The organism is Pseudomonas furukawaii (assembly GCF_002355475.1).
Taxonomy (GTDB): domain Bacteria; phylum Pseudomonadota; class Gammaproteobacteria; order Pseudomonadales; family Pseudomonadaceae; genus Metapseudomonas; species Metapseudomonas furukawaii.
This window is the reverse complement of sequence record NZ_AP014862.1, coordinates 3,455,924-3,474,193: the sequence shown is the minus strand read 5'-3', so window position 1 is coordinate 3,474,193 and position 18,270 is coordinate 3,455,924. Positions and strand designations below refer to the sequence as shown.

Sequence of the window (18,270 nt, the reverse complement as noted above, 5' to 3'; positions counted from 1 at the left end):
TCGGAAGGGCGGGGAGCGGGGCTCAGTCGGGCGGCGCGTGGAGCAACTGGGCGATGCGGGCCTTGTCGTTCACGCCGAGCTTGGAATAGATGGTGCGGATGTGGTGGCGCACGGTATTGGGCGCCACGCCCAGTTCGCGGGCGATTTCCTTGTAGGTCATGCCTTCGCCGAAACGCTGGGCCACATCGTTCTCGCGGGCGCTGAGCCGCTGCAAGGGAACCAGGCTGCGGGCGGCGACCAGCAGCAGATCGCCGGCGGCGGACACCTCGATCTGCAGCCGGCAGTCCTGCGGGGCCAGCGGGTCCAGCGACATGGGTAGCCGGGGGCCGGTCCAGTCCGGCCATTCGCTCAGCAGCAGTTCGACGAAGCCACGTTCGGCGCAGTGCAGGATGCCTCGGGCGTCGCAGATCGCCAGGGCCAGGTTGCGGGGATTGGACAGGCCCTCCCGCCGGTTGGCGAGGGTGTGGATCTGGTTGGTGGAGACCGCCACTACCAGGTGACGCATCAACTGGTTGATCAGCAAGCGGTCCTGGCCGGTGAAGCGGGGTGCACCCGGATTCCGGTACAGGGCCAGATGATCGCTGAGGGCGGTCTCCGGATCGGTGTGAACGATGCAGAGCAGTTCGCCGATGCCGTAGCGCTCCCCCAGCCAGCGCAGGCCGGGCGGGGTGTCCGTGGCGTGAAGGTCGACGATGGCCGCCTGGCCCAGGTTGGCGTGGACCCGGTCGATGGTGGTGTCCTCGTGGCGGATAAGCTGCCAATCGGTCACGTAGCGCGCCGGCAGGTTGTGCAGGTGGGAACTCTGGGGCTCGGGAATACCGTCGTTCATGGCCGAACGTCCCCACCAGGCCTTGTGGAAGGGCAACAGGCGCTGGAGTTCGGCCAGGGCCAGGCTGCGGAAGCGTTCGATGGGTGTGTCTCGGGCCAGGCGCTGCAGCTCCAGCGTGGTGCTGCTGAATGCGTCCAGCAGTTCAGTGGCGATCCTGCTCATGGATAACCCCCAGGTGCGACCTCGTTATGCTTCGGTCACCCGCCTGTCCGTGACGGGCAACGTGGTGCGGTCCGGGCAGTATCGAGCCGTGCGCCTCGGGGTCGCCATCCTGCAGATGCAGGATGGCGGGTCAGCCGTCCTCCCGGGGTGCGTCGGCGACTTGCCGGGCCAGGCGTCGTTGCCGAGGCAGCAGCCAGGCGCAGTAGCCCAGCAGCAGGAACCCGGCGCTGGCCATGGCCCAGGGCGCGCCAACCTGCTCGGCGAGGATGCCCACCAGCAGGCCGCCGATAGCGTCGAAGCCGAAGCGCGTCGAGGTGTAGAGCGATACCACGCGACCCCGCAGGCGTTCCGGCGCGAGGCTCTGCAGGAGGATGTTGGTGCCGACGTTGCAGTTGGTGATGGAGAAGCCGATCACCGCCATGGCCAGCAGGGACAGGGCCAGGTGCTGGCTGGCGGCGAAGGCCAGCAACCCGGCGCCGCCGGCCAGGGCGCAGGCCAGGATGGTGCCGACCAGGCTGGTCAGGGCATGGCGGTTGGCGAGCAGCAGGGTTCCCACCAGGGACCCCAGGCCGGCGGCGCCCCAGAGCCAGCCCAGGGTGCGGGCGTCGCCGGCGAAGATGTCCTTGGCGAACACCGGCAGCAGCACCGCGTAGCTGGAGGCGGTGAGGTTGACCACCAGCACGCTGAGCATCATCTGGCGAATGGGCGGTTGGGCGGCGACGTAGGTCAGCCCCTCGCGGAACACATCCCCGGTGGAACCGGCCGCCCGGGGCGTGGGCGCCATGCGGATGACCAGCAGCCCGGCGGCCAGGCCCAGGTAGGAGAGGGCATTGAGGGCGAAACAGGTGGCTTCACTGGTGAACCCCAGCAGCAGGCCGGCCAGCGGCGGGCCGATGAAGCGCGAAGCGTTGAACAGCATGGCGTTCAGCGCCAGGGCGTTGGGCAGGTCCTCCTTGCCGCTGACGAACTGGCTGAGCAGCGACTGCCGCAGCGGCGTATCGAAGGCATTCAGCACCCCCAGGACTGCCGCCATCAGGACGATCAGCGTCGGGCCGATCAGGCCGGTCGCCGTCAGCACCGTCAGGGCGATGGCCTGGAGCCCCAGCAAACCCTGTACGCCGATCAGCAGGCGGCGCTTGTCATGCCGGTCGATCCACGCCCCCGCCAGGGGCCCCACCAGCAGCTGCGGCAGCAGCGAGGCGAAGGTGGTGACCCCGAGCAGCGCCGCCGAGCCGGTGAGGCGGTAGATCAGCCAGGCCAGTGCCACCTGCTGCAGCCAGCTGCCCAGCGTGGAAACGGCCTGGCCGGTGAAGTAGAGACGGAAGTTCGGATGACGCAGGGCGCGGATGGGCGTGGGCCAGGAGCGGGAGTCGGGCATCGGGGCAGGCAGGGACAGGGGGGATGACGGTTAATATCTTAATGTATTTTCCGGCCCGGCCGGTGCCTTCGCGTGGGGTATTTCAGCGTTGCGGGGACGGCGGGCCTGCCGCTCTGGTAGGAGCGAGCTTGCTCGCGAACGGGGCCGCGCATTCGCCGGCAAGCCGGCTCCTACGGACCTGCCGCTCCGGTAGGAGCGAGCTTGCTCGCGAACAGGTCTGTGCCATTCGCCGGCAAGCCGGCTCCTACGACCGCAACGGGGGGCTAGCCGCGGCCGAAGGCCAGGGTCGGCACGTCGACGATGCTGGAGCCGCCGTCGGCCACCAGGTTGATGCCGGTGACGATGGCGGACTCGTCGCCCAGCAGGAAGCGGCAGACGCTGGCGATCTCCTCCGGGCTGGCCGGGCGCCGCAGCGGCACCTCGGCGGTGACCCGCGCGTAGGCCGCGTCCAGGCTTTCGCCGTGGCGCTCCATCAGTGGCTGCATCTCGGCGTCGGCCATGGGCGTGCGCACCCAGCCCGGTGAGACCGCGTTGACGCGCACGCCCTGGGGGCCATAGTCCCGCGCCAGGGAGCGGGTCAGGCCGATGAGCGCGTGCTTGGCGGTGGTGTAGCCGCACACGCCTTCGCCGGCCGCCAGCGCGGCAATGGAGGCCATCAGCACCATGGAGCCGCGCCGTTGCACCAGCAGGGGCAGGCAGGCGCGAGCCGTGTGGAAGGCACTGTCGAGGTTGGCCCGCATGGCGGCCTGCCAGTCGTCATCGCCGGTGTCCGTTGCGCTGCCCAGGCCATGGCCGCCGGCGTTGGCGATCACCCCGTCGAGGCCGCCGAAGCGTTCGACGATGGCCGCGATGCAGCGCGGCCAGTCGGCGCTGCTGGCGACGTCCGCCGCCAGCACCAGGCCGCCGGTTTCGGCGGCCACCGCTTCCAGGGGCGCGACGCGGCGCCCCATCAGCACCAGGTTCGCCCCTTCGCTGGCGAGGCGCCGCGCGCAGGCGGCGCCTATGCCGGTGCCCGCGCCGGTGATGAGCACGGTGCGGCTTTTCATTGCGGGTAATCCGTGTGGTTGAGGATGCTGCAGTGGGAGCTGACCGGGAAGTTCGACAGCTGGCCGAAGTCGCCACCGGCGTAGCCGCAGATCTTGCCGTCGCTGCGGTGCTTCTGCAGGTCGATCAGGATCACGCCCAGGGTCGGGACGATCTTCTCGCGCCAGACGAAGAGGTAGAGCTGGTCGGCGATCCTGATGGTGTGGCAGCGGTCGGTGTCGGCCAGCCCCTGCTCGACGCCCTTGAGGCATTGCCAGCTGTAGAAGTTCTCGTTCAGGTAGATGTGCTCGTAGACCTCGGTGGGGCTGTAGCGGTAGAGGTTGCGCAGGCCCACCAGTTCGCGGGTCGGTGCGTGGGGGCAGGCGCCGTCCTGCCAGGGGCGGTCGAGGCTGCCGTGGAGGAAGTCGGCGCGGACCGAGGTCAGTTCGCCACCGGCCAGCGCCTTGCTGAACAGGTCGCCACGGCATTCGGCTTCGCTGGGCATGCGTCCCAGCACGGCGGTGAAGGCACCGTTGGCGATGTCCAGCACCAGGCTGACGGACACCGGGCGGCCGTCTTCTTCCTTGAGGAAATCCACCAGGTAGAGGCCCTCGCGTACCGAGGTGGCGCGGTAGTCGGCCTCGCCACGGGCGCTGCCGTCGGCCAGGGCCCAGTTGACCCGGCGGGCGTCGAAGCGGTGCTCGATCTGCCAGCCATTGGCGAAGTGCAGGGTGAAGGTGCGCCCGGCGAGGTCGGCCAGGCTGGGCAGGATGAAGGCTTCGGGGGCGAATCCGTCGGCCAGGGCGCCTACGGTGATCCATTCGGGTTGGGTGGTCATGGCACATCTCCTCGGGGTGGGTGATGGGGCCATGGTCGGCGGGATGGGCCGGGACGGGTATCAACCGGAAGGTGGAGGTGGGTGATCCATCCGGCTCCACCCTGCAAGGCTAGGGAAACAGCCGGCGCACCAGCTCCGTCCGGCTGCGGGCGCCGGTCTTGCGGAACAGGTGGATCAGGTGGGTCTTCACCGTCGCCAGTCCCAGGTCCAGTTCCCGCGCCAGGTCCTTGTTGGACAGTCCCTCGCGCAGGAGCAGGGCGAGTTGCTGTTCGCGGGGCGTGAGGGCGGCGAGGGTGGGGAGCGGGTCTTCCTGCTCCACCGGCCATTGGCGCACGGCCAGGTCCAGCAGGCCGCGCAGGCCGTCCAGGCACTGGAGTTCCCGGGCGTCGAAGGCCGGGTTCGGACCCGTGCGCAGCAGGGAGATGCCCACCAGGGGGCGTTGCCGATCATGGGCGATCACCTCCACCACGTCGCGGATCCCGTGGCGGGCGAGGAAGCCCTGGTAGATGCGCCGGGCCTCGCCGCCCTGGCGCGCCATGGCCTGGCGCAACGGGATCACGGGCTGGCGTTCGTCCCGGCAGAGAGCGGGTTGCAGGGGGTCGAAGTCGCGGTAGTGGGCCAGGTAGTCGCGGTGGGTGCGCCTATCCATATGCAGCAACTGGAAGTCCCGGGCGCGCAGGTTCCGGTCCACCCGGTAGAAGACCAGGCAGGAGGCGGGGACCACCCGGCTGAAGGCCTGCAGGCACTGCAATCCGAAATTGTCGTGCATGGTGCGTCCTCCTGAACGGAAGAACGCGGCATGGCCGCGCTCATGTTTGGCCCATCAACCACCCGGCGCTTGCGCGCTGGAGCGGGGCGCGGCGGAAACGGCTGGGGCCTCCGAGTCTACGCCTCTGGAGGCGCACGCCAAGGCCGTTTCCACCGCGGCATCGCCGTCGCGCAGCGGATCAGTACCGGGCTTCCTGGAAACCGATGGCCAGGGCGTTGACCAGGGTGTCGATCTGCTCCCGCTCGATCACCAGCGGTGGCGAGAGGATGATCTTGGTGCCCACCGGGCGGACCATCACGCCATTGGCGCGGGCGATCTCGGCGACGCGGTTGGCGTAGCCGCCCAGGGGGTCGATGGGCTCGCGGGTGGCCTTGTCGCTCACCAGGTCCAGCGCCACCATCAGGCCCTTGCCGCGTACCTCGCCCACTGCGGCGAAGCGCTCGGGGAAGCTGGCCAGGCTCTTGAGCAGGTGCTCGCCCTGTTTCGCGGCGTTGGCCGGCAGGTTTTCCTGCTCGACGATGTCCAGGTTGGCCAGGGCTGCGGCGCAGGCCACCGGATGCCCGGAGTAGGTGTAGCCGTGCATGATGGCGCCGGTGAAGTTGCCGTTGGCGGCGAAGGCCTGCTCGATGCGCTCGTTGACCGTGGTGGCGCCCAGGGGGATGTAGCCCGAGGAAATGCCCTTGGCCAGGCACATGATGTCCGGCTTGACGCCCCACAGGCGGCTGCCGAACAGGGAACCCGAGCGACCGAAGCCGGTGACGATCTCGTCGGCGATCAGCAGCACGCCGTACTTGTCGCAGACCTTGCGGATCAGCGGCCAGTAGTTGGCCGGTGGCACGATCACGCCGCCGGCGCCCTGGATGGGCTCGGCGATGAAGGCGGCCACGGTGTCGGGGCTCTGGAACTGGATCTCGCGCTCCAGCAGGTCGGCGCAGATCTGCCCCAGTTCTTCCGGGTCCTGGCTGTAGGGGTTGCGGTAGAGCCAGGGCGTGTCGATGTGGAAGCAGCCCGGCAGCAGCGGCTCGTAGTTGCGGCGGAACACGGTGTTGCCGTTGATCGAGGCGCCGCCGAAGTGGGTGCCGTGGTAGCCCTGGCGCAGGGAAATGAACTTGGTGCGATCGGCCTGGCCCTGGAGCTTCCAGTACTGGCGGGCCAGCTTCAGCGCGGTCTCGATGGCGTCCGAGCCCCCGGAGCTGAAGGCCACGCGGCGCATGCCTTCCGGCTCCAGCATGCCGATCACCCTGGCGGCCAGCTCCTCGGCGCGGGGATGGCTGATGCCGTCGAAGAGCTGGAAGTATTCCAATTCGTCCAGCTGGGCGCTGATGGCGGCCTTGATCTCCTTGCGGCCGTGGCCGACGTTGACGTTCCAGAGGCCGGCGACGCCGTCCACCAGGCGGTTGCCCTTGTCATCGAAGACGTAGCAGCCCTCGCCACGGACGATGCGGATGGGTTCGCGCTGCTTCATCTCGTTGGGGTGCAGCATGGGATGCCAGAAGGCGTTGTCTTTGGTGCTCACGGTGAATTCTCCTCGAGTGCAGCGGTGTGGCTGCGTGGGTCCATTTGTGCCCCATGCGGCCGCCGAATACTTGTTCCAGCCTGCCAGCGGGCTTGCCTCTTCCTGCCAGGGGGCTGGCAGCCATTGGCAAATCCGGCGGCAGCCAGGGTCAAGATCGCCTTCCGGGCTTGGCGCAGAGTGATTCTCGACTATCCGTGAACCCCGGCCGTCCCGGCGGCCGAGCAAAGAGAGGACTCGAGATGAGCATTGCCCTTGACCCCCGTGTCGCGGCCTTCGTGCAGGCCCGCCATGGGCTTTTGATCGATGGCCAGTCCCGGCCGGCGCTGTCCGGTAGCGAGATGCCGGTGCATGACCCTTCCACAGGCGAGGTACTGGCGCGGGTGGCGGTGGCCGCCCCGGCCGACGTGGACTTGGCGGTGGCTGCCGCCCGACGGGCCTTCGAGGGCAGCTGGGCGTCCCAGCGCCCGGCGGACCGCGAGCGGCTGCTGCTGAAGCTGGCGGATCTTCTGGAGGCGCACGGCGAGGAGCTGGCGCAGCTGGAAACCCTGAACAACGGCAAGTCCATCAACCTGTCGCGGGCCATCGAGGTGGGCGCGGGCGTCGAGTACGTGCGCTACATGGCCGGCTGGGCCACCAAGATCGAGGGCAAGAGCCTGGACCTCTCCATCGGCGCCATTCCCGGCGGCAAGTTCCGCGCCTACACGGTGCCGGAGCCGGTGGGCGTGGTGGGGGCGATCGTGCCCTGGAACTTCCCGTTGCTGATGGCGCTGTGGAAGGTGGTGCCGGCGCTCGCCTGCGGTTGCACCCTGGTGCTCAAACCGGCCGACGAGACGCCGCTGACCGCCTTGCGCCTTGGCCAGCTGTGCCTGGAGGCGGGCATCCCGGCGGGGGTGGTGAACATCGTCACCGGTGTCGGCGCGGAAGCCGGCGCGGCCCTGGCGGCGCATCCGGGCATCGACAAGCTGGCCTTCACCGGGTCCACCCAGGTGGGCAAGCTGATCGGCCACGCGGCCGTGGAGAACATGACCCGCTTCACCCTCGAACTGGGCGGCAAGAGCCCGGTGATCGTGCTGGACGACGCGGCGCTCGACCAGGCCGCCGCCGGGGCGGCCGGGGCCGTGTTCTTCAATAACGGCCAGGTCTGCACCGCCGGTTCGCGCCTCTATGTGCAGCGCAAATCCTTCGACCAGGTGCTGGAGCGCCTGCACGGCATCGCCGGCTCCCTCAGCATCGGCCCGGGCCTGGATCCGACCGCGCAGATCAATCCGCTGATCTCCGCCAAGCAGCAGCGTCGGGTGCTGGCCATGGTCGACGGCGGCCGCGCCCAGGGGGCCAGCGTGATCTGCGGGGGCGAGGCCCATGGCGAGCGCGGTTTCTACGTCAAGCCGACGGTGATCGCGGGGGTCCGCCCGGACATGGACGTGGTCCGCGAGGAAATCTTCGGCCCGGTGCTGGTGGCCACCGCCTTCGATGACCTCGACGAGGTGGTCGGCCTGGCCAACGACAGCCCCTACGGGCTGGCCGCGAGCATCTGGTCCAACGACCTGAAGCAGGTCATGGGCCTGATCCCGCGCCTCAAGGCCGGCACCGTCTGGGTCAACGCCCACAACCTGCTGGACCCCTCCATGCCCTTCGGCGGCTTCAAGCAGTCGGGCATCGGCCGCGAGATGGGGCATGCGGCCATCGAGGCCTTCACCGAGAACAAGTCCGTCTGCATCGCCTATTGAGCGATGCCGTTACGCACCCAACCGCGAGGAACACAAGAATGAACAAGACCTCCACCAACGACCTGGACCTGACGGCGACGGCCGGCTCGCCGGCCCGTTCCAGCCTGAAGTCCCTGGGCTTCGCCACCATGATCGCCATCTGCATCGGCGTGGTGGTGGTGCAGGGCGCGATGATGTCGGCGCTGCAGGGCATGGGCTTCGGCGGCCTGGGCTTCCTCGCCGCCTTCGCCGTGGCCTTCATCCTGGCCCAGTGCTACGTGCAGAGCTTCGCCGAGCTGTCGCTGATGTTCCCCCAGGCCGGCACCCTGGCGACCTACACGCAAAAGGCCATCGGCCACTTCCCGGCCATAGTCGCGGTGTTCGCGGGGTACGTGATAGTCGCCATGTTCGGCCTCTCCGCCGAACTGCTGCTGGTGGACGCCATCCTCGACAAGCTGTTTCCCGGGGTATTCCCCGCGACCCTGGTGCCCTTGGCCATCCTGGCGTTGCTGACGGTGCTGAATATCCTCGGCACCGACGTCTTCGCCCGGCTGCAGAACGTCTTCACCTTCGCCATGGTGGTGGCCCTGCTGCTGGTGGGGGTGACGGCGGTGAGCGGGCTGGGCGAGGCGCCCGCCATGGGATTCGTGCCGGACGTGGACTGGGGATGGGGCGGCGTCCTCGACGGCAGCTTCATCGGCCTGGTGGCCCTGGCCATGTGGCTGCTGGTGGGGGCGGAGTTCATCTGCCCGCTGATCGGCGAGGTGCGCCAGCCGGAACGCAACATCCCGCGCTCGATGATGCTCTCGCTGACCATCACCTTCACCCTGTTCGTGATCTTCTGCATCGGCGCCAGCCGCTACCTGTCGGTGGAGACCCTGACCACCTCGCCGCTGCCTTACCTGGACTACGTGTTCGCGGTGTTCGGCAAGGGCGCGGTGATCATCGCCACGGTGATGGCCCTGACCGCCACCTGCTCCACGGTCAACACCGTGCTGGCGGCGGTGCCGCGCATGCTCTGCGGCATGGCCGAGAACGGCCAGGCCTTCCCGCAGATGAAGGTGCTGCACAAGCGCTTCGGCACGCCCTGGATGGCCATTGTCTTCGTCGCCATCATCATCGCGCTGCCGTTCCTGCTGATGGGGCCGGATTCCATCATCACGCTGCTGATCGCCGCGTCCACCAGCTGGCTGCTGGCCTACATCATCGCCCACGTCAACGTGATGGTGCTGCGCCGGCGCCACCCGGACCTGCCGCGTCCCTACAAGTCGGCCTTCTACCCGTTGCCGCAGGTCGTCGGCATCCTCGGCATGGGCTACATCGCGCTGAACAACTCGCCGTCGCCGGAGATGACCCAGACCGTCTACCTGCTCACCGGCGCGGTGCTGGCCGTGGTCAGCCTGATCGCCCTGCTGTGGGTGAAGCTGGTGATGAAGCGCAAGCTGTTCGAGCCGGATATCTGACGACTGGATAGCTGACCCAGAGCGCAAGGACGAGGGGCCATGACAGGGCCCCTTTTTCATGGGCGAGCTCCCCTCGGAATCGTCTTGTCGGAACATGATTAACATGTTAATCATATCGTCATAACGACAAGGCCGGGCGCCAAGCCCGCTACGGAGGTGCTCCATGCTCTCTCAGGTTTCCAGTCCCAGGGATTTCGACGCCTGGCTCCGCGCACTGCAAGGGGTCTGCGGACGTTTCGAGTCGCGCCCGCCCCAGGGGCACGGCCTGTTCATCGGCGAGATCGGCCGGCAGGACCTCTCCGGCCTCGAAGTGGCGCAGATCCGCACCAACGCCGGCGTCATCAGCCGCCAGCGCACCTCCATCGACCACGACGATGACCGTCATTGCTTCCTCATCATCCAGCGCGCGGGCCGTGCCCAGCTGAAGCAGGAGGGGGATTGCCTGGAGCTGGGGCCCGGTGAAATGGCGTTGATGGATTCGGCGCGTTCCTGCGAGATCGTGCCCCATGGGCTGATCGAGCACGCCTCGTTCCACCTGGCCCGCGACGAAGTCTGTCGTGTCATGCCGGAAGGGCGGCCCACCTTCGGCAAGCTCTCCCAGCAATGCGCCAGCGGCCGGGTACTGCGGACACTGGTGGAGCAGATCTGCGGCGGGGAACTGGACGGCTGCGCTGGGATGGAGGAGGGCGAGGCGCTCCAGGAGGCCCTGATCGCACTGCTGGCGCCCAGCCTGAGGCAGCAATCGGTGGCCGCACTCAGTGAGCTGGAGGGTTCGCACAACGCCGGCCTGCGCGTCCTGGCCCAGCAGCTCATCGACCAGTCCCTGTCCGAACCCGGACTGACGCCGCTATCCCTGGCCAGGCAGCTGAACATCTCCGTCCGCCAGCTCTACCGCCTGTTCGAGGAGCAGGGTGACAGCGTCTGCCGTTTCATCCAGCGCGCCCGCCTCAAGCGCAGCGCCGCCGACCTGTCGAACCCGCGCCTGCGCAACGAATCCATCACCGACATCGCCTTCCGCTGGGGATTCACCGACTCGGCCCACTTCAGCCGCACCTTCAAGAAGCACTTCGACCAGTCGCCCCGGGACTACCGCGCCAGCGCGATGGCGGGCTAGGGGCGGCTCATGGGCGCGTGCTGCCCGTCGCCTGGGGCGTGGCCCTTCGGGTAAGGGCACCCCGCAGCGTCGGTCCGGCGCCCTCCCTTCACCTTTCCTTCAGGCGGCGCGCCACGGGGCGGACGCCCGGCTCGTAGCGTTGCTGCTCCACCGCCGCCAGGGCCAGGGCCAGCACCTGTTCGGCGATCAGCCCATGCTGCTGGTACATGGAGTTCACCGGCAGCGGCAGGAAGTCGAGCAACTGGGTGTCGCCGAAGGTGCCCACGCGCAGGTCCCCGGGCCAGTCGCCCCGTTCCCGCAGGGCGTCCAGTACGCCGGCCAGCAGCACGTAGGCGGTGGTGATCAATACGTCCGGCAGCGGGCCCTTTCGTGCCAGCAGCTCATCCATCAGGCGACGGCCACAGTCGCGGCTGAACGCCTCGCCGTGGAGTTCCACCACCTCGGTGTCCAGTCCGGCCAGGGCGTCGTGGAAGCCGGCGCTGCGGGCGGCGCTGGTGGGCAGCTCCGGGCGAGCGCCGAGCAGGGCGATACGCTTCGGCACCGGGTCCAGCAGGCTGCGGGTGAGTTCCCGAGCCGCCTCCCGGTCGTCGCTGACCACGGCGCAGAAACGCTCCGGATTGCGTACCCGGTCCAGGGCGATCACCGGCAGGCCCTCGTCCAGCAGTTGTTCCAGGCTGTCATCGTCTTCCGGCAGGCAACTGGCGACGATCAGTGCGTCGCAGCGGCGCGCGCGGAACAGCCTGAGCAACTGGCGCTCGCTCTCCGGCTCATCGTCCGAACTGGCCATCAGCAGTTGATAGCCCCGCGCGCGCGCGCCCTGTTCCAGCAGCTTGGCGAGCCGGGCATAGCTGGGGTTTTCCAGGTCCGGGAGGATGAAGCCGAGCGTGCGGGTCTGCCGGCTGCGCAGTCCGGCGGCCTGGGGATTGGGCTTGAAACCGTGCTCGTCCACCACGGCCTGCACGCGCTCGACGGTGGCCGGGCTGATGCGCTTCTGCTCCGCCTTGCCGTTGATCACGTAGCTGGCCGTGGTCACCGATACACCGGCAAGACGGGCGATATCGCTGAGTTTCAAGTTGCGGGCTCCTGTTATGCGGATGTGTTTCATCGAACGGGCTTCAAGAACGGAAGATTATCGAGTAACTTGCCCAACTAGTTTAGTGAAACGTTTCAGCAGGCGCTCTGTCTACGCTTTGACCAATCGATTCGACGGTTGGCGGCGCCGCTGGCGGCAGGTGACTTACTACAAGAAGGGCGCAAGGCCCGTGAGAGGTGAACGATGCTCGAACTGACCGCAGGGCAGATTTCCATGGGCCTGGAGGCGGCGGACAAGGCGACCGCCTTGCGGATGCTGGCCGAGCGACTGGAAGGCGATGGCCTGGTGGCACCCGGTTACCTGAAGGGGCTGCAGGATCGCGAGGCCCAGGGCGCCACCTACCTGGGCCAGGGTATTGCGATCCCCCACGGCACGCCCGCCACCCGCGACCTGGTCTTCACCACCGGCGTACGCCTGATGCAGTTCCCCGAGGGCGTCGACTGGGGCGATGGCCAGATGGTCTACCTGGCCATCGGCATCGCCGCCAAATCCGACGAACACCTGCGCCTGCTGCAGATCCTCACCCGCGCCCTGGGCGAAGCCGATCTCGGCGCCGAGTTGCGCCGCGCCGAGTCCCCGGAGCAGATCCTCCAGCTGTTGCAGAGCGCGCCCCAGGAGCTGGCTCTGGACGACCAGCTCATCGGCCTGGGTGTGACCGTGGAGGACTACGACGAGCTGGTACTCCAGGGCGCGCGGCTGCTGCGCCGGGCCGAGTGCGTGGGCGGTGCCTTCGCCGCCAGCCTGCTGCAGGGCGAGCCGCTGCCCCTGGGGGACGGCCTCTGGTGGCTGCACAGCGACCAGGTGGTGCAGCGCCCCGGCCTCGCCTACCTGACGCCGGACAAGCCGCTGCGCTACCTGGACCAGCCCCTCAACGGTCTGTTCTGCCTGGCCAGCCTGGGGGATGCGCACTTGGCCCTGCTGGAGCGGCTCTGCGGGCTGCTGATCGAGGGCCGTGGCCGCGAACTGGCCCGCGCCACCCAGCGCCGCGCCGTGCTGGAAGCCCTGGGCGGCGAGTCCCAGCCGGACTGGCCCAGCCTGCGCCTGCCGCTGGCCAATGCCCACGGCCTGCACGCCCGCCCAGCCAAGGAACTGGTGCAACTGGCCAAGGGTTTCGACGGTGAAATCCGCGTGCGAGTGGCCGACAGCGGTGCCGCCGCCGTGTCCGCCAAGAGCCTGAGCAAGCTGCTGAGCCTGGGCATTCGGCGTGGCCAGGTGTTGGAGATCGTCGCCGAGCCGGCCATTGCCGATGCCGCGCTGCCGGCGCTCAGGGCCGCCATCGAGGCCGGTCTGGGGGAAGAGGTGGAGCCGCTGCCGCTGGAGGCGCCGGCCAGGGTCGAGGACGAGCCCCAGGCGCTGCCCGTTTCGGCGCCCGAGGCCGGTAGCCAGGTGCAGGCCGTACCGGCGGCGCCGGGCATCGCCCTGGGGCCGGCCCATATCCACCTGCGCCAGGAGCTGGAGTATCCCCTGCGGGGCGAGTCGCCCGGCTTCGAGCGTGAGCGCCTGCTCCTGGCGATCGCCGAGGTGCGCGGCGAGATCGAGGCCCTGGTGCTGCGCAGCGAGGCCAAGGCCATTCGCGAAATCTTCATCACCCACCTGGAAATGCTCGCCGACCCGGACCTGGGCGATGAGGTGGACACCCGCCTGAAGCAGGGCGAAAGCGCCCCGGCAGCCTGGATGAGCGTGATCGAGAGCGCCGCCGCCCAGCAGGAAAGCCTGCAGGATGCCCTGCTGGCCGAGCGCGCCGCCGATCTGCGGGACATCGGCCGGCGGGTACTGGCCCAGCTGTGCGGCGTTCAGGACGCGCCCGAGCCCGACGAGCCCTACATCCTGGTGATGGACGAAATGGCCCCGTCCGACGTGGCCCGACTGGACCGCGACCGGGTGGCCGGCATCCTCACCGCGCGGGGCGGCGCCACCTCCCACAGCGCCATCGTCGCCCGCGCACTGGGCATTCCCGCCCTGGTGGGCGCCGGTGCCGGGGTACTGCTGCTGGCGCCGCGCACCTCCTTGCTGCTGGACGGCCAGCGAGGCCGACTGGTGGTGGCGCCGGACGCCGCGCAACTGGCCCGCGCTCGCGAGGAACAGGAAGGCCGCAAGCGTCGACTGGCCCTGGCCGACGCCCACAAGGGCGAGCCGGCGGTAACCCGTGACGGCCATCGCGTGGAAGTCTGCGCCAACCTCGGCGACAGCGCCGCGACGGCCAAGGCCATGGCCCAGGGGGCCGAAGGCGTGGGCCTGCTGCGCACCGAGTTCATCTTCATGGCCCATCCCCAGGCGCCGGACCTGGCGACCCAGGAGGCCGAGTACCGCCGGGTGTTCGACGCCCTGGACGGACGCCCGCTGGTGGCGCGGACCCTGGATGTGGGGGGCGACAAACCCCTGCCTTACTGGCCCGTGCCGGAGGAAGAGAACCCCTTCCTCGGCGTGCGTGGCGTGCGCCTGACCCTGCAGCGTCCGCACCTGATGGAAACCCAGTTGCGCGCCCTGATGCGGGCCAGCGATGGCCGCCCCCTGCGGATCATGTTCCCCATGGTGGGAAGCATCGACGAGTGGCGCCAGTCCCGCGACCTGGCGCTGCGGGTCGCGGAGGAGATTCCCCAGGCGGACCTGCAGCTGGGCATCATGGTGGAAGTGCCGTCCGCCGCGCTGATCGCCCCCGCGCTGGCCCGGGAGGTGGACTTCTTCAGCGTCGGCACCAACGACCTGACCCAGTACACCCTGGCCATCGACCGTGGCCATCCGACCCTGTCCGCCCAGGCGGATGGCCTGCACCCGGCGGTGCTGCAACTGATCGACCTCACGGTTCGCGCCGCCCATGCCCAGGGCAAGTGGGTGGGCGTCTGCGGTGAGCTGGCCGGGGATCCGCTGGCGGTACCGCTGCTGGTGGGGCTGGGTGTGGACGAGCTCAGCCTGTCGGCCAGCGGCATCGCCGAGATCAAGGCGAGGGTTCGGGAATTCAGCCTGGCGTCGGCCCGCGAGCTGGCCCAGAGCGCCCTGGCCCTGGACAGCGCCGCTGCGGTGCGTGAACTGGCGGAGCGCTTCTGATGGCACGGATCCTCACCCTCACCCTGAACCCCGCCCTGGACCTGACCCTGCGCCTGGAGCGGCTGGAGCCCGGCCAGGTCAACCGCAGCCTGGAGCAGGCGAGCCACGCCGCCGGCAAGGGCCTCAACGTTGCCCAGGTGCTGGCGGACCTGGGGCATGGGCTGACGGTCGCGGGTTTCCTCGGCGCCGATAACGCCGAGGCCTTCGAGGCGCTGTTCGCCCGGCGCGGATTCGTCGACGCCTTCGTCCGGGTGCCGGGCGAAACCCGCAGCAACATCAAGCTGGCGGAAGCCGATGGGCGCATTACCGATATCAACGGCCCCGGCCCCCTGGTAAGTGCGATGGCGCAGGTGGAGCTGATGCTGCGCCTGGACGCCCTGGTGCCCGGCCAGGACCTGGTGGTGGTGGCGGGCAGCCTGCCCCGGGGCGTCGAACCCCAGTCCTTCACCGACCTGATCAACCGGATCCAGGGGCACGGTCTCAAGGTCGCCCTGGACACCAGTGGCGAAGCCCTGCGCGCCGGCCTGCTGGCGACGCCCTGGCTGATCAAGCCCAACGTCGAGGAACTGGAAGCCCTCTGTGAGCGCGACCTCTCCAGCCCAGCGGCCCAACGCCAGGAGGCCGGGCTCCTGCGCGCCCGGGGCATCGAGCATGTGGTGATTTCCCAGGGGGCCGACGGCGTGAGCTGGTTCGGCCCGGAGATCGACCTGCATGCCCGTCCGCCCAGGGTCAGGGTGGCCAGCACCGTGGGCGCCGGAGATTCCCTGCTGGCCGGCATGGTCCATGGCCTGGCCAGTGGCTGGGCGGCTGACAGGACGTTGCGCCTGGCCACCGCCACCGCCGCCCAGGCGGTGACCCAGGTGGGCTTCGGCATCCGCGACCTCGCCGAACTGCAACAGCTCGAAGCCGCCGTCAGCCTGACGGCGCAACCAGAACAACAAGAGGTATCCCGATGAAACTCGCCATCGTCACGGCCTGCCCCAACGGCATGGTCACCAGCGTGCTCTGTGCGCGCCTGCTGGATGCCGCCGCCCAGCGCCTGGGCTGGAGCACCAGCGTCGAAGTGGTGGACCCGCAGCATCCCGAGAACCAGCTCTCCGCCGAGACCCTGGCGGCGGCGGACTGGGTGCTGGTGGTGAAGAGCGGTGCGCTGGACCTGTCCCGCTTCGCCGGCAAGCGGCTGTTCCTGGCCAGCCCCAGCGAGGCCCTGCGGGACAGCGAGGCCTTCCTGCTGAAGGCCGCCGTCGATGCCCGTGAACAGCTGGTCGCGACGGCGGAGCCCGCCCCGGCCACTGCCGCCCGACCGCGCCTGGTGGCGGTCACCGCCTGCCCGACCGGTGTCGCCCATACCTTCATGGCGGCCGAGGCGCTGAAGCAGGCGGCGCAGCGCGCCGGCATCGAGCTCCAGGTGGAAACCCAGGGCTCGGTGGGCGCCCGTGATCCGCTGAGTGCCGAGGCGATCGCCGCTGCCGATGCGGTGCTGCTGGCCACGGACATCGAGGTGGACCTGTCGCGCTTCGCCGGCAAGAAGGTGTTCCGCTGCGGCACCGGGGTCGCCCTCAAGCAGGCCGATGCCACCCTCGAGCGCGCCCTGGCCGAGGGCCGGGTAATGGACGCCAAGGCCAGTGGGGAAGGGCAGCCGGGCAAGGCCAAGGCCGAACCCAAGGGCGCCTACAAGCACCTGCTGACCGGGGTGTCCTACATGCTGCCGATGGTGGTGGCGGGTGGCTTGCTGATCGCCCTGTCCTTCGTCTTCGGCATCGAGGCCTTCAAGCAGGAAGGCTCTCTGGCCGCCGCGCTGATGCAGATCGGTGGCGAGGCCGCCTTCAAGCTGATGGTGCCCCTGCTGGCCGGCTACATCGCCTATTCCATCGCCGACCGCCCCGGCCTGGCGCCGGGCATGATCGGCGGATTGCTGGCCGGCAGCCTGGGCGCCGGCTTCATCGGCGGGATCATCGCCGGCTTCCTCGCCGGCTATTCGGCGCGGGCGATCAACCGCCACCTGGCCTTGCCCCAGAGCGTGGAAGCGCTGAAGCCGATCCTGATCATCCCGTTGCTCTCCAGCCTCTTCACCGGCCTGGTGATGATCTACGTCGTCGGCAAGCCGGTGGCCGGGATGCTCACCAGCCTGACCCACTTCCTCGACAACATGGGCACCTCCAACGCCATCCTGCTCGGCCTGCTGCTGGGCGGGATGATGTGCGTGGACCTGGGCGGCCCCATTAACAAGGCGGCCTACGCCTTCTCGGTGGGCCTGCTGGCGTCCCAGAGCTACGCGCCCATGGCCGCCACCATGGCCGCCGGCATGGTGCCGCCCGTCGGCATGGGCATCGCCACCCTGCTGATGCGCCGCAAGTTCGCCCAGAGCGAGCGGGAGGCGGGCAAGGCGGCGCTGGTGCTGGGGCTGTGCTTCATCTCCGAGGGCGCCATTCCCTTCGCCGCCAAGGACCCGTTGCGGGTGATCCCCGCCAGCATCGCCGGCGGCGCGCTGACCGGCGCACTGTCCATGTACTTCGGCTGCAAGCTGATGGCGCCCCATGGTGGCCTCTTCGTCCTGGCCATTCCCAACGCCATGAACCATGCGTTGCTCTACCTGCTGGCGATAGTCGCCGGCAGCCTGGTGACCGGCGTGCTCTATGCCCTGCTCAAGCGCGGCGCGGAGCAAGGCATGGTGCTGGAGTCGCGGCGCGTGGAGGGAAGCTTGTAGGATGGACGGAGCCTGCAAAACCCATCGACATCGCTGATGGGTTTCGCTCCGCTCTACGCCATCCTACGATCCGTGCCTCCTCTATCACCTGGCTGCACGTCGCAGCCTTGTAGGATGGGTAGAGCCTGCGAAACCCATGGGTCCGACAGCCTGGGTTTCGCTCCGCTCCATTCATCCTGCGGCCTCCGGATTCCCCCATGCTTGTCATCTCCAGCAACGTCCACCTGCCCGATACCGAAATCGAGCTGACCGCCATCCGCGCCCAGGGCGCGGGCGGGCAGAACGTCAACAAGGTGTCCAGCGCGGTGCACCTGCGCTTCGACATCAACGCCTCGTCCCTGCCGGATTTCTACAAGGAGCGCCTGCTGGCCCTGCGGGACGGCCGCATCACCGCCGATGGGGTGATAGTGATCAAGGCCCAGCAGTACCGCACCCAGGAACAGAACCGGGCCGATGCCCTGGAGCGCCTGGCGGAATTGATTCGCAGCGTCGCCCAGGTCCAGAAGGCGCGGCGGCCCACCAAGCCTACCCTGGGCTCGAAGAAGCGCCGCCTGGAAGGCAAGGCCAAGCGGGGCGCGATCAAGGCGGGAAGGGGGAAGGTGGATTTCTGAGGGGGCGTTGGGGGAC

Annotated in this window: 14 protein-coding genes; 7 read left to right on the top strand and 7 right to left on the bottom strand. The window is 69.0% G+C overall.

Going from position 1 to position 18,270, the window contains the following annotated elements; genetic code table 11:
• Window positions 1–22: 22 nt before the first annotated feature.
• From KF707C_RS16145 to KF707C_RS16120, 6 genes are all read right to left on the bottom strand, one after another.
• Window positions 23–991, bottom strand: a complete 969-nt coding sequence (locus KF707C_RS16145) for a helix-turn-helix transcriptional regulator (RefSeq protein ID WP_004420750.1) — start codon at window positions 989–991, stop codon at window positions 23–25.
• Between the two features lie 130 nt (window positions 992–1,121).
• Window positions 1,122–2,369 carry an MFS transporter gene (locus KF707C_RS16140; protein WP_004420753.1) on the bottom strand — a complete coding sequence of 416 codons (1,248 nt, stop codon included), beginning with the start codon at window positions 2,367–2,369 and terminating at the stop codon, window positions 1,122–1,124.
• A gap of 263 nt (window positions 2,370–2,632) precedes the next feature.
• Window positions 2,633–3,415 carry an SDR family NAD(P)-dependent oxidoreductase gene (locus tag KF707C_RS16135; RefSeq protein ID WP_004420756.1) on the bottom strand — a complete coding sequence of 261 codons (783 nt, stop codon included), beginning with the start codon at window positions 3,413–3,415 and terminating at the stop codon, window positions 2,633–2,635.
• Window positions 3,412–4,230, bottom strand: a complete 819-nt coding sequence (locus KF707C_RS16130; RefSeq protein WP_004420757.1) for a molybdenum cofactor biosynthesis F family protein — start codon at window positions 4,228–4,230, stop codon at window positions 3,412–3,414. Before KF707C_RS16130 ends, KF707C_RS16135 begins: the two co-directional genes overlap by 4 nt.
• 109 nt (window positions 4,231–4,339) lie before the next feature.
• Window positions 4,340–4,999 carry a helix-turn-helix transcriptional regulator gene (locus KF707C_RS16125; protein WP_004420759.1) on the bottom strand — a complete coding sequence of 220 codons (660 nt, stop codon included), beginning with the start codon at window positions 4,997–4,999 and terminating at the stop codon, window positions 4,340–4,342.
• A gap of 178 nt (window positions 5,000–5,177) precedes the next feature.
• Window positions 5,178–6,515: an aspartate aminotransferase family protein gene (locus KF707C_RS16120; RefSeq protein ID WP_004420760.1), complete on the bottom strand. Its 1,338-nt coding sequence runs from the start codon at window positions 6,513–6,515 to the stop codon at window positions 5,178–5,180.
• Between the two features lie 239 nt (window positions 6,516–6,754).
• Here KF707C_RS16120 and KF707C_RS16115 point away from each other — a divergent pair, with 239 nt between their 5' ends.
• The 3 genes from KF707C_RS16115 to feaR all read left to right on the top strand — a co-directional run bounded on the left by KF707C_RS16115 (window position 6,755) and on the right by feaR (window position 10,798).
• Window positions 6,755–8,242: an aldehyde dehydrogenase family protein gene (locus tag KF707C_RS16115; RefSeq protein ID WP_004420764.1), complete on the top strand. Its 1,488-nt coding sequence runs from the start codon at window positions 6,755–6,757 to the stop codon at window positions 8,240–8,242.
• A 38-nt stretch (window positions 8,243–8,280) separates the two neighbouring features.
• The gene (locus KF707C_RS16110) at window positions 8,281–9,684 is read left to right on the top strand and encodes an APC family permease (RefSeq protein ID WP_004420765.1); all 1,404 of its coding nucleotides are present in this window, start codon (window positions 8,281–8,283) and stop codon (window positions 9,682–9,684) included.
• 163 nt (window positions 9,685–9,847) lie between these two features.
• Window positions 9,848–10,798 carry a transcriptional regulator FeaR gene (feaR, locus tag KF707C_RS16105; RefSeq protein WP_004420767.1) on the top strand — a complete coding sequence of 317 codons (951 nt, stop codon included), beginning with the start codon at window positions 9,848–9,850 and terminating at the stop codon, window positions 10,796–10,798.
• Between the two features lie 88 nt (window positions 10,799–10,886).
• On the opposite strand, the gene cra is transcribed toward feaR, so the two are convergent.
• Complete coding sequence (gene cra, locus KF707C_RS16100; RefSeq protein WP_004420770.1) at window positions 10,887–11,870, bottom strand: catabolite repressor/activator; 984 nt, start codon at window positions 11,868–11,870, stop codon at window positions 10,887–10,889.
• 204 nt (window positions 11,871–12,074) lie between these two features.
• Between cra and ptsP the strand changes: the two genes are divergently transcribed.
• From ptsP to arfB, 4 genes are all read left to right on the top strand, one after another.
• Window positions 12,075–14,936 (top strand): phosphoenolpyruvate--protein phosphotransferase, encoded by a 2,862-nt coding sequence (ptsP, locus tag KF707C_RS16095; RefSeq protein WP_004420771.1) that lies wholly within the window; start codon window positions 12,075–12,077, stop codon window positions 14,934–14,936.
• A complete protein-coding gene (gene pfkB, locus KF707C_RS16090) occupies window positions 14,936–15,892 on the top strand; it encodes a 1-phosphofructokinase (protein ID WP_004420773.1) in 957 nt (318 codons plus the stop codon). Before ptsP ends, pfkB begins: the two co-directional genes overlap by 1 nt.
• The gene (locus tag KF707C_RS16085) at window positions 15,889–17,643 is read left to right on the top strand and encodes a PTS fructose-like transporter subunit IIB (protein ID WP_004420775.1); all 1,755 of its coding nucleotides are present in this window, start codon (window positions 15,889–15,891) and stop codon (window positions 17,641–17,643) included. The genes pfkB and KF707C_RS16085 overlap by 4 nt, the downstream gene beginning before the upstream one ends.
• Window positions 17,644–17,840: 197 nt before the next feature.
• Window positions 17,841–18,254, top strand: a complete 414-nt coding sequence (arfB, locus tag KF707C_RS16080) for an alternative ribosome rescue aminoacyl-tRNA hydrolase ArfB (protein ID WP_004420777.1) — start codon at window positions 17,841–17,843, stop codon at window positions 18,252–18,254.
• Window positions 18,255–18,270 lie beyond the last annotated feature (16 nt).

Coding starts and splice junctions, on each gene's coding strand:
- KF707C_RS16145 (WP_004420750.1), bottom strand. CDS start 991: ATGAGCAGGATCGCCACTGAACTGCTGGACGCATTCAGCAGCACCACG.
- KF707C_RS16140 (WP_004420753.1), bottom strand. CDS start 2,369: ATGCCCGACTCCCGCTCCTGGCCCACGCCCATCCGCGCCCTGCGTCAT.
- KF707C_RS16135 (WP_004420756.1), bottom strand. CDS start 3,415: ATGAAAAGCCGCACCGTGCTCATCACCGGCGCGGGCACCGGCATAGGC.
- KF707C_RS16130 (WP_004420757.1), bottom strand. CDS start 4,230: ATGACCACCCAACCCGAATGGATCACCGTAGGCGCCCTGGCCGACGGA.
- KF707C_RS16125 (WP_004420759.1), bottom strand. CDS start 4,999: ATGCACGACAATTTCGGATTGCAGTGCCTGCAGGCCTTCAGCCGGGTG.
- KF707C_RS16115 (WP_004420764.1), top strand. CDS start 6,755: ATGAGCATTGCCCTTGACCCCCGTGTCGCGGCCTTCGTGCAGGCCCGC.
- KF707C_RS16110 (WP_004420765.1), top strand. CDS start 8,281: ATGAACAAGACCTCCACCAACGACCTGGACCTGACGGCGACGGCCGGC.
- feaR (WP_004420767.1), top strand. CDS start 9,848: ATGCTCTCTCAGGTTTCCAGTCCCAGGGATTTCGACGCCTGGCTCCGC.
- ptsP (WP_004420771.1), top strand. CDS start 12,075: ATGCTCGAACTGACCGCAGGGCAGATTTCCATGGGCCTGGAGGCGGCG.
- pfkB (WP_004420773.1), top strand. CDS start 14,936: ATGGCACGGATCCTCACCCTCACCCTGAACCCCGCCCTGGACCTGACC.
- KF707C_RS16085 (WP_004420775.1), top strand. CDS start 15,889: ATGAAACTCGCCATCGTCACGGCCTGCCCCAACGGCATGGTCACCAGC.
- arfB (WP_004420777.1), top strand. CDS start 17,841: ATGCTTGTCATCTCCAGCAACGTCCACCTGCCCGATACCGAAATCGAG.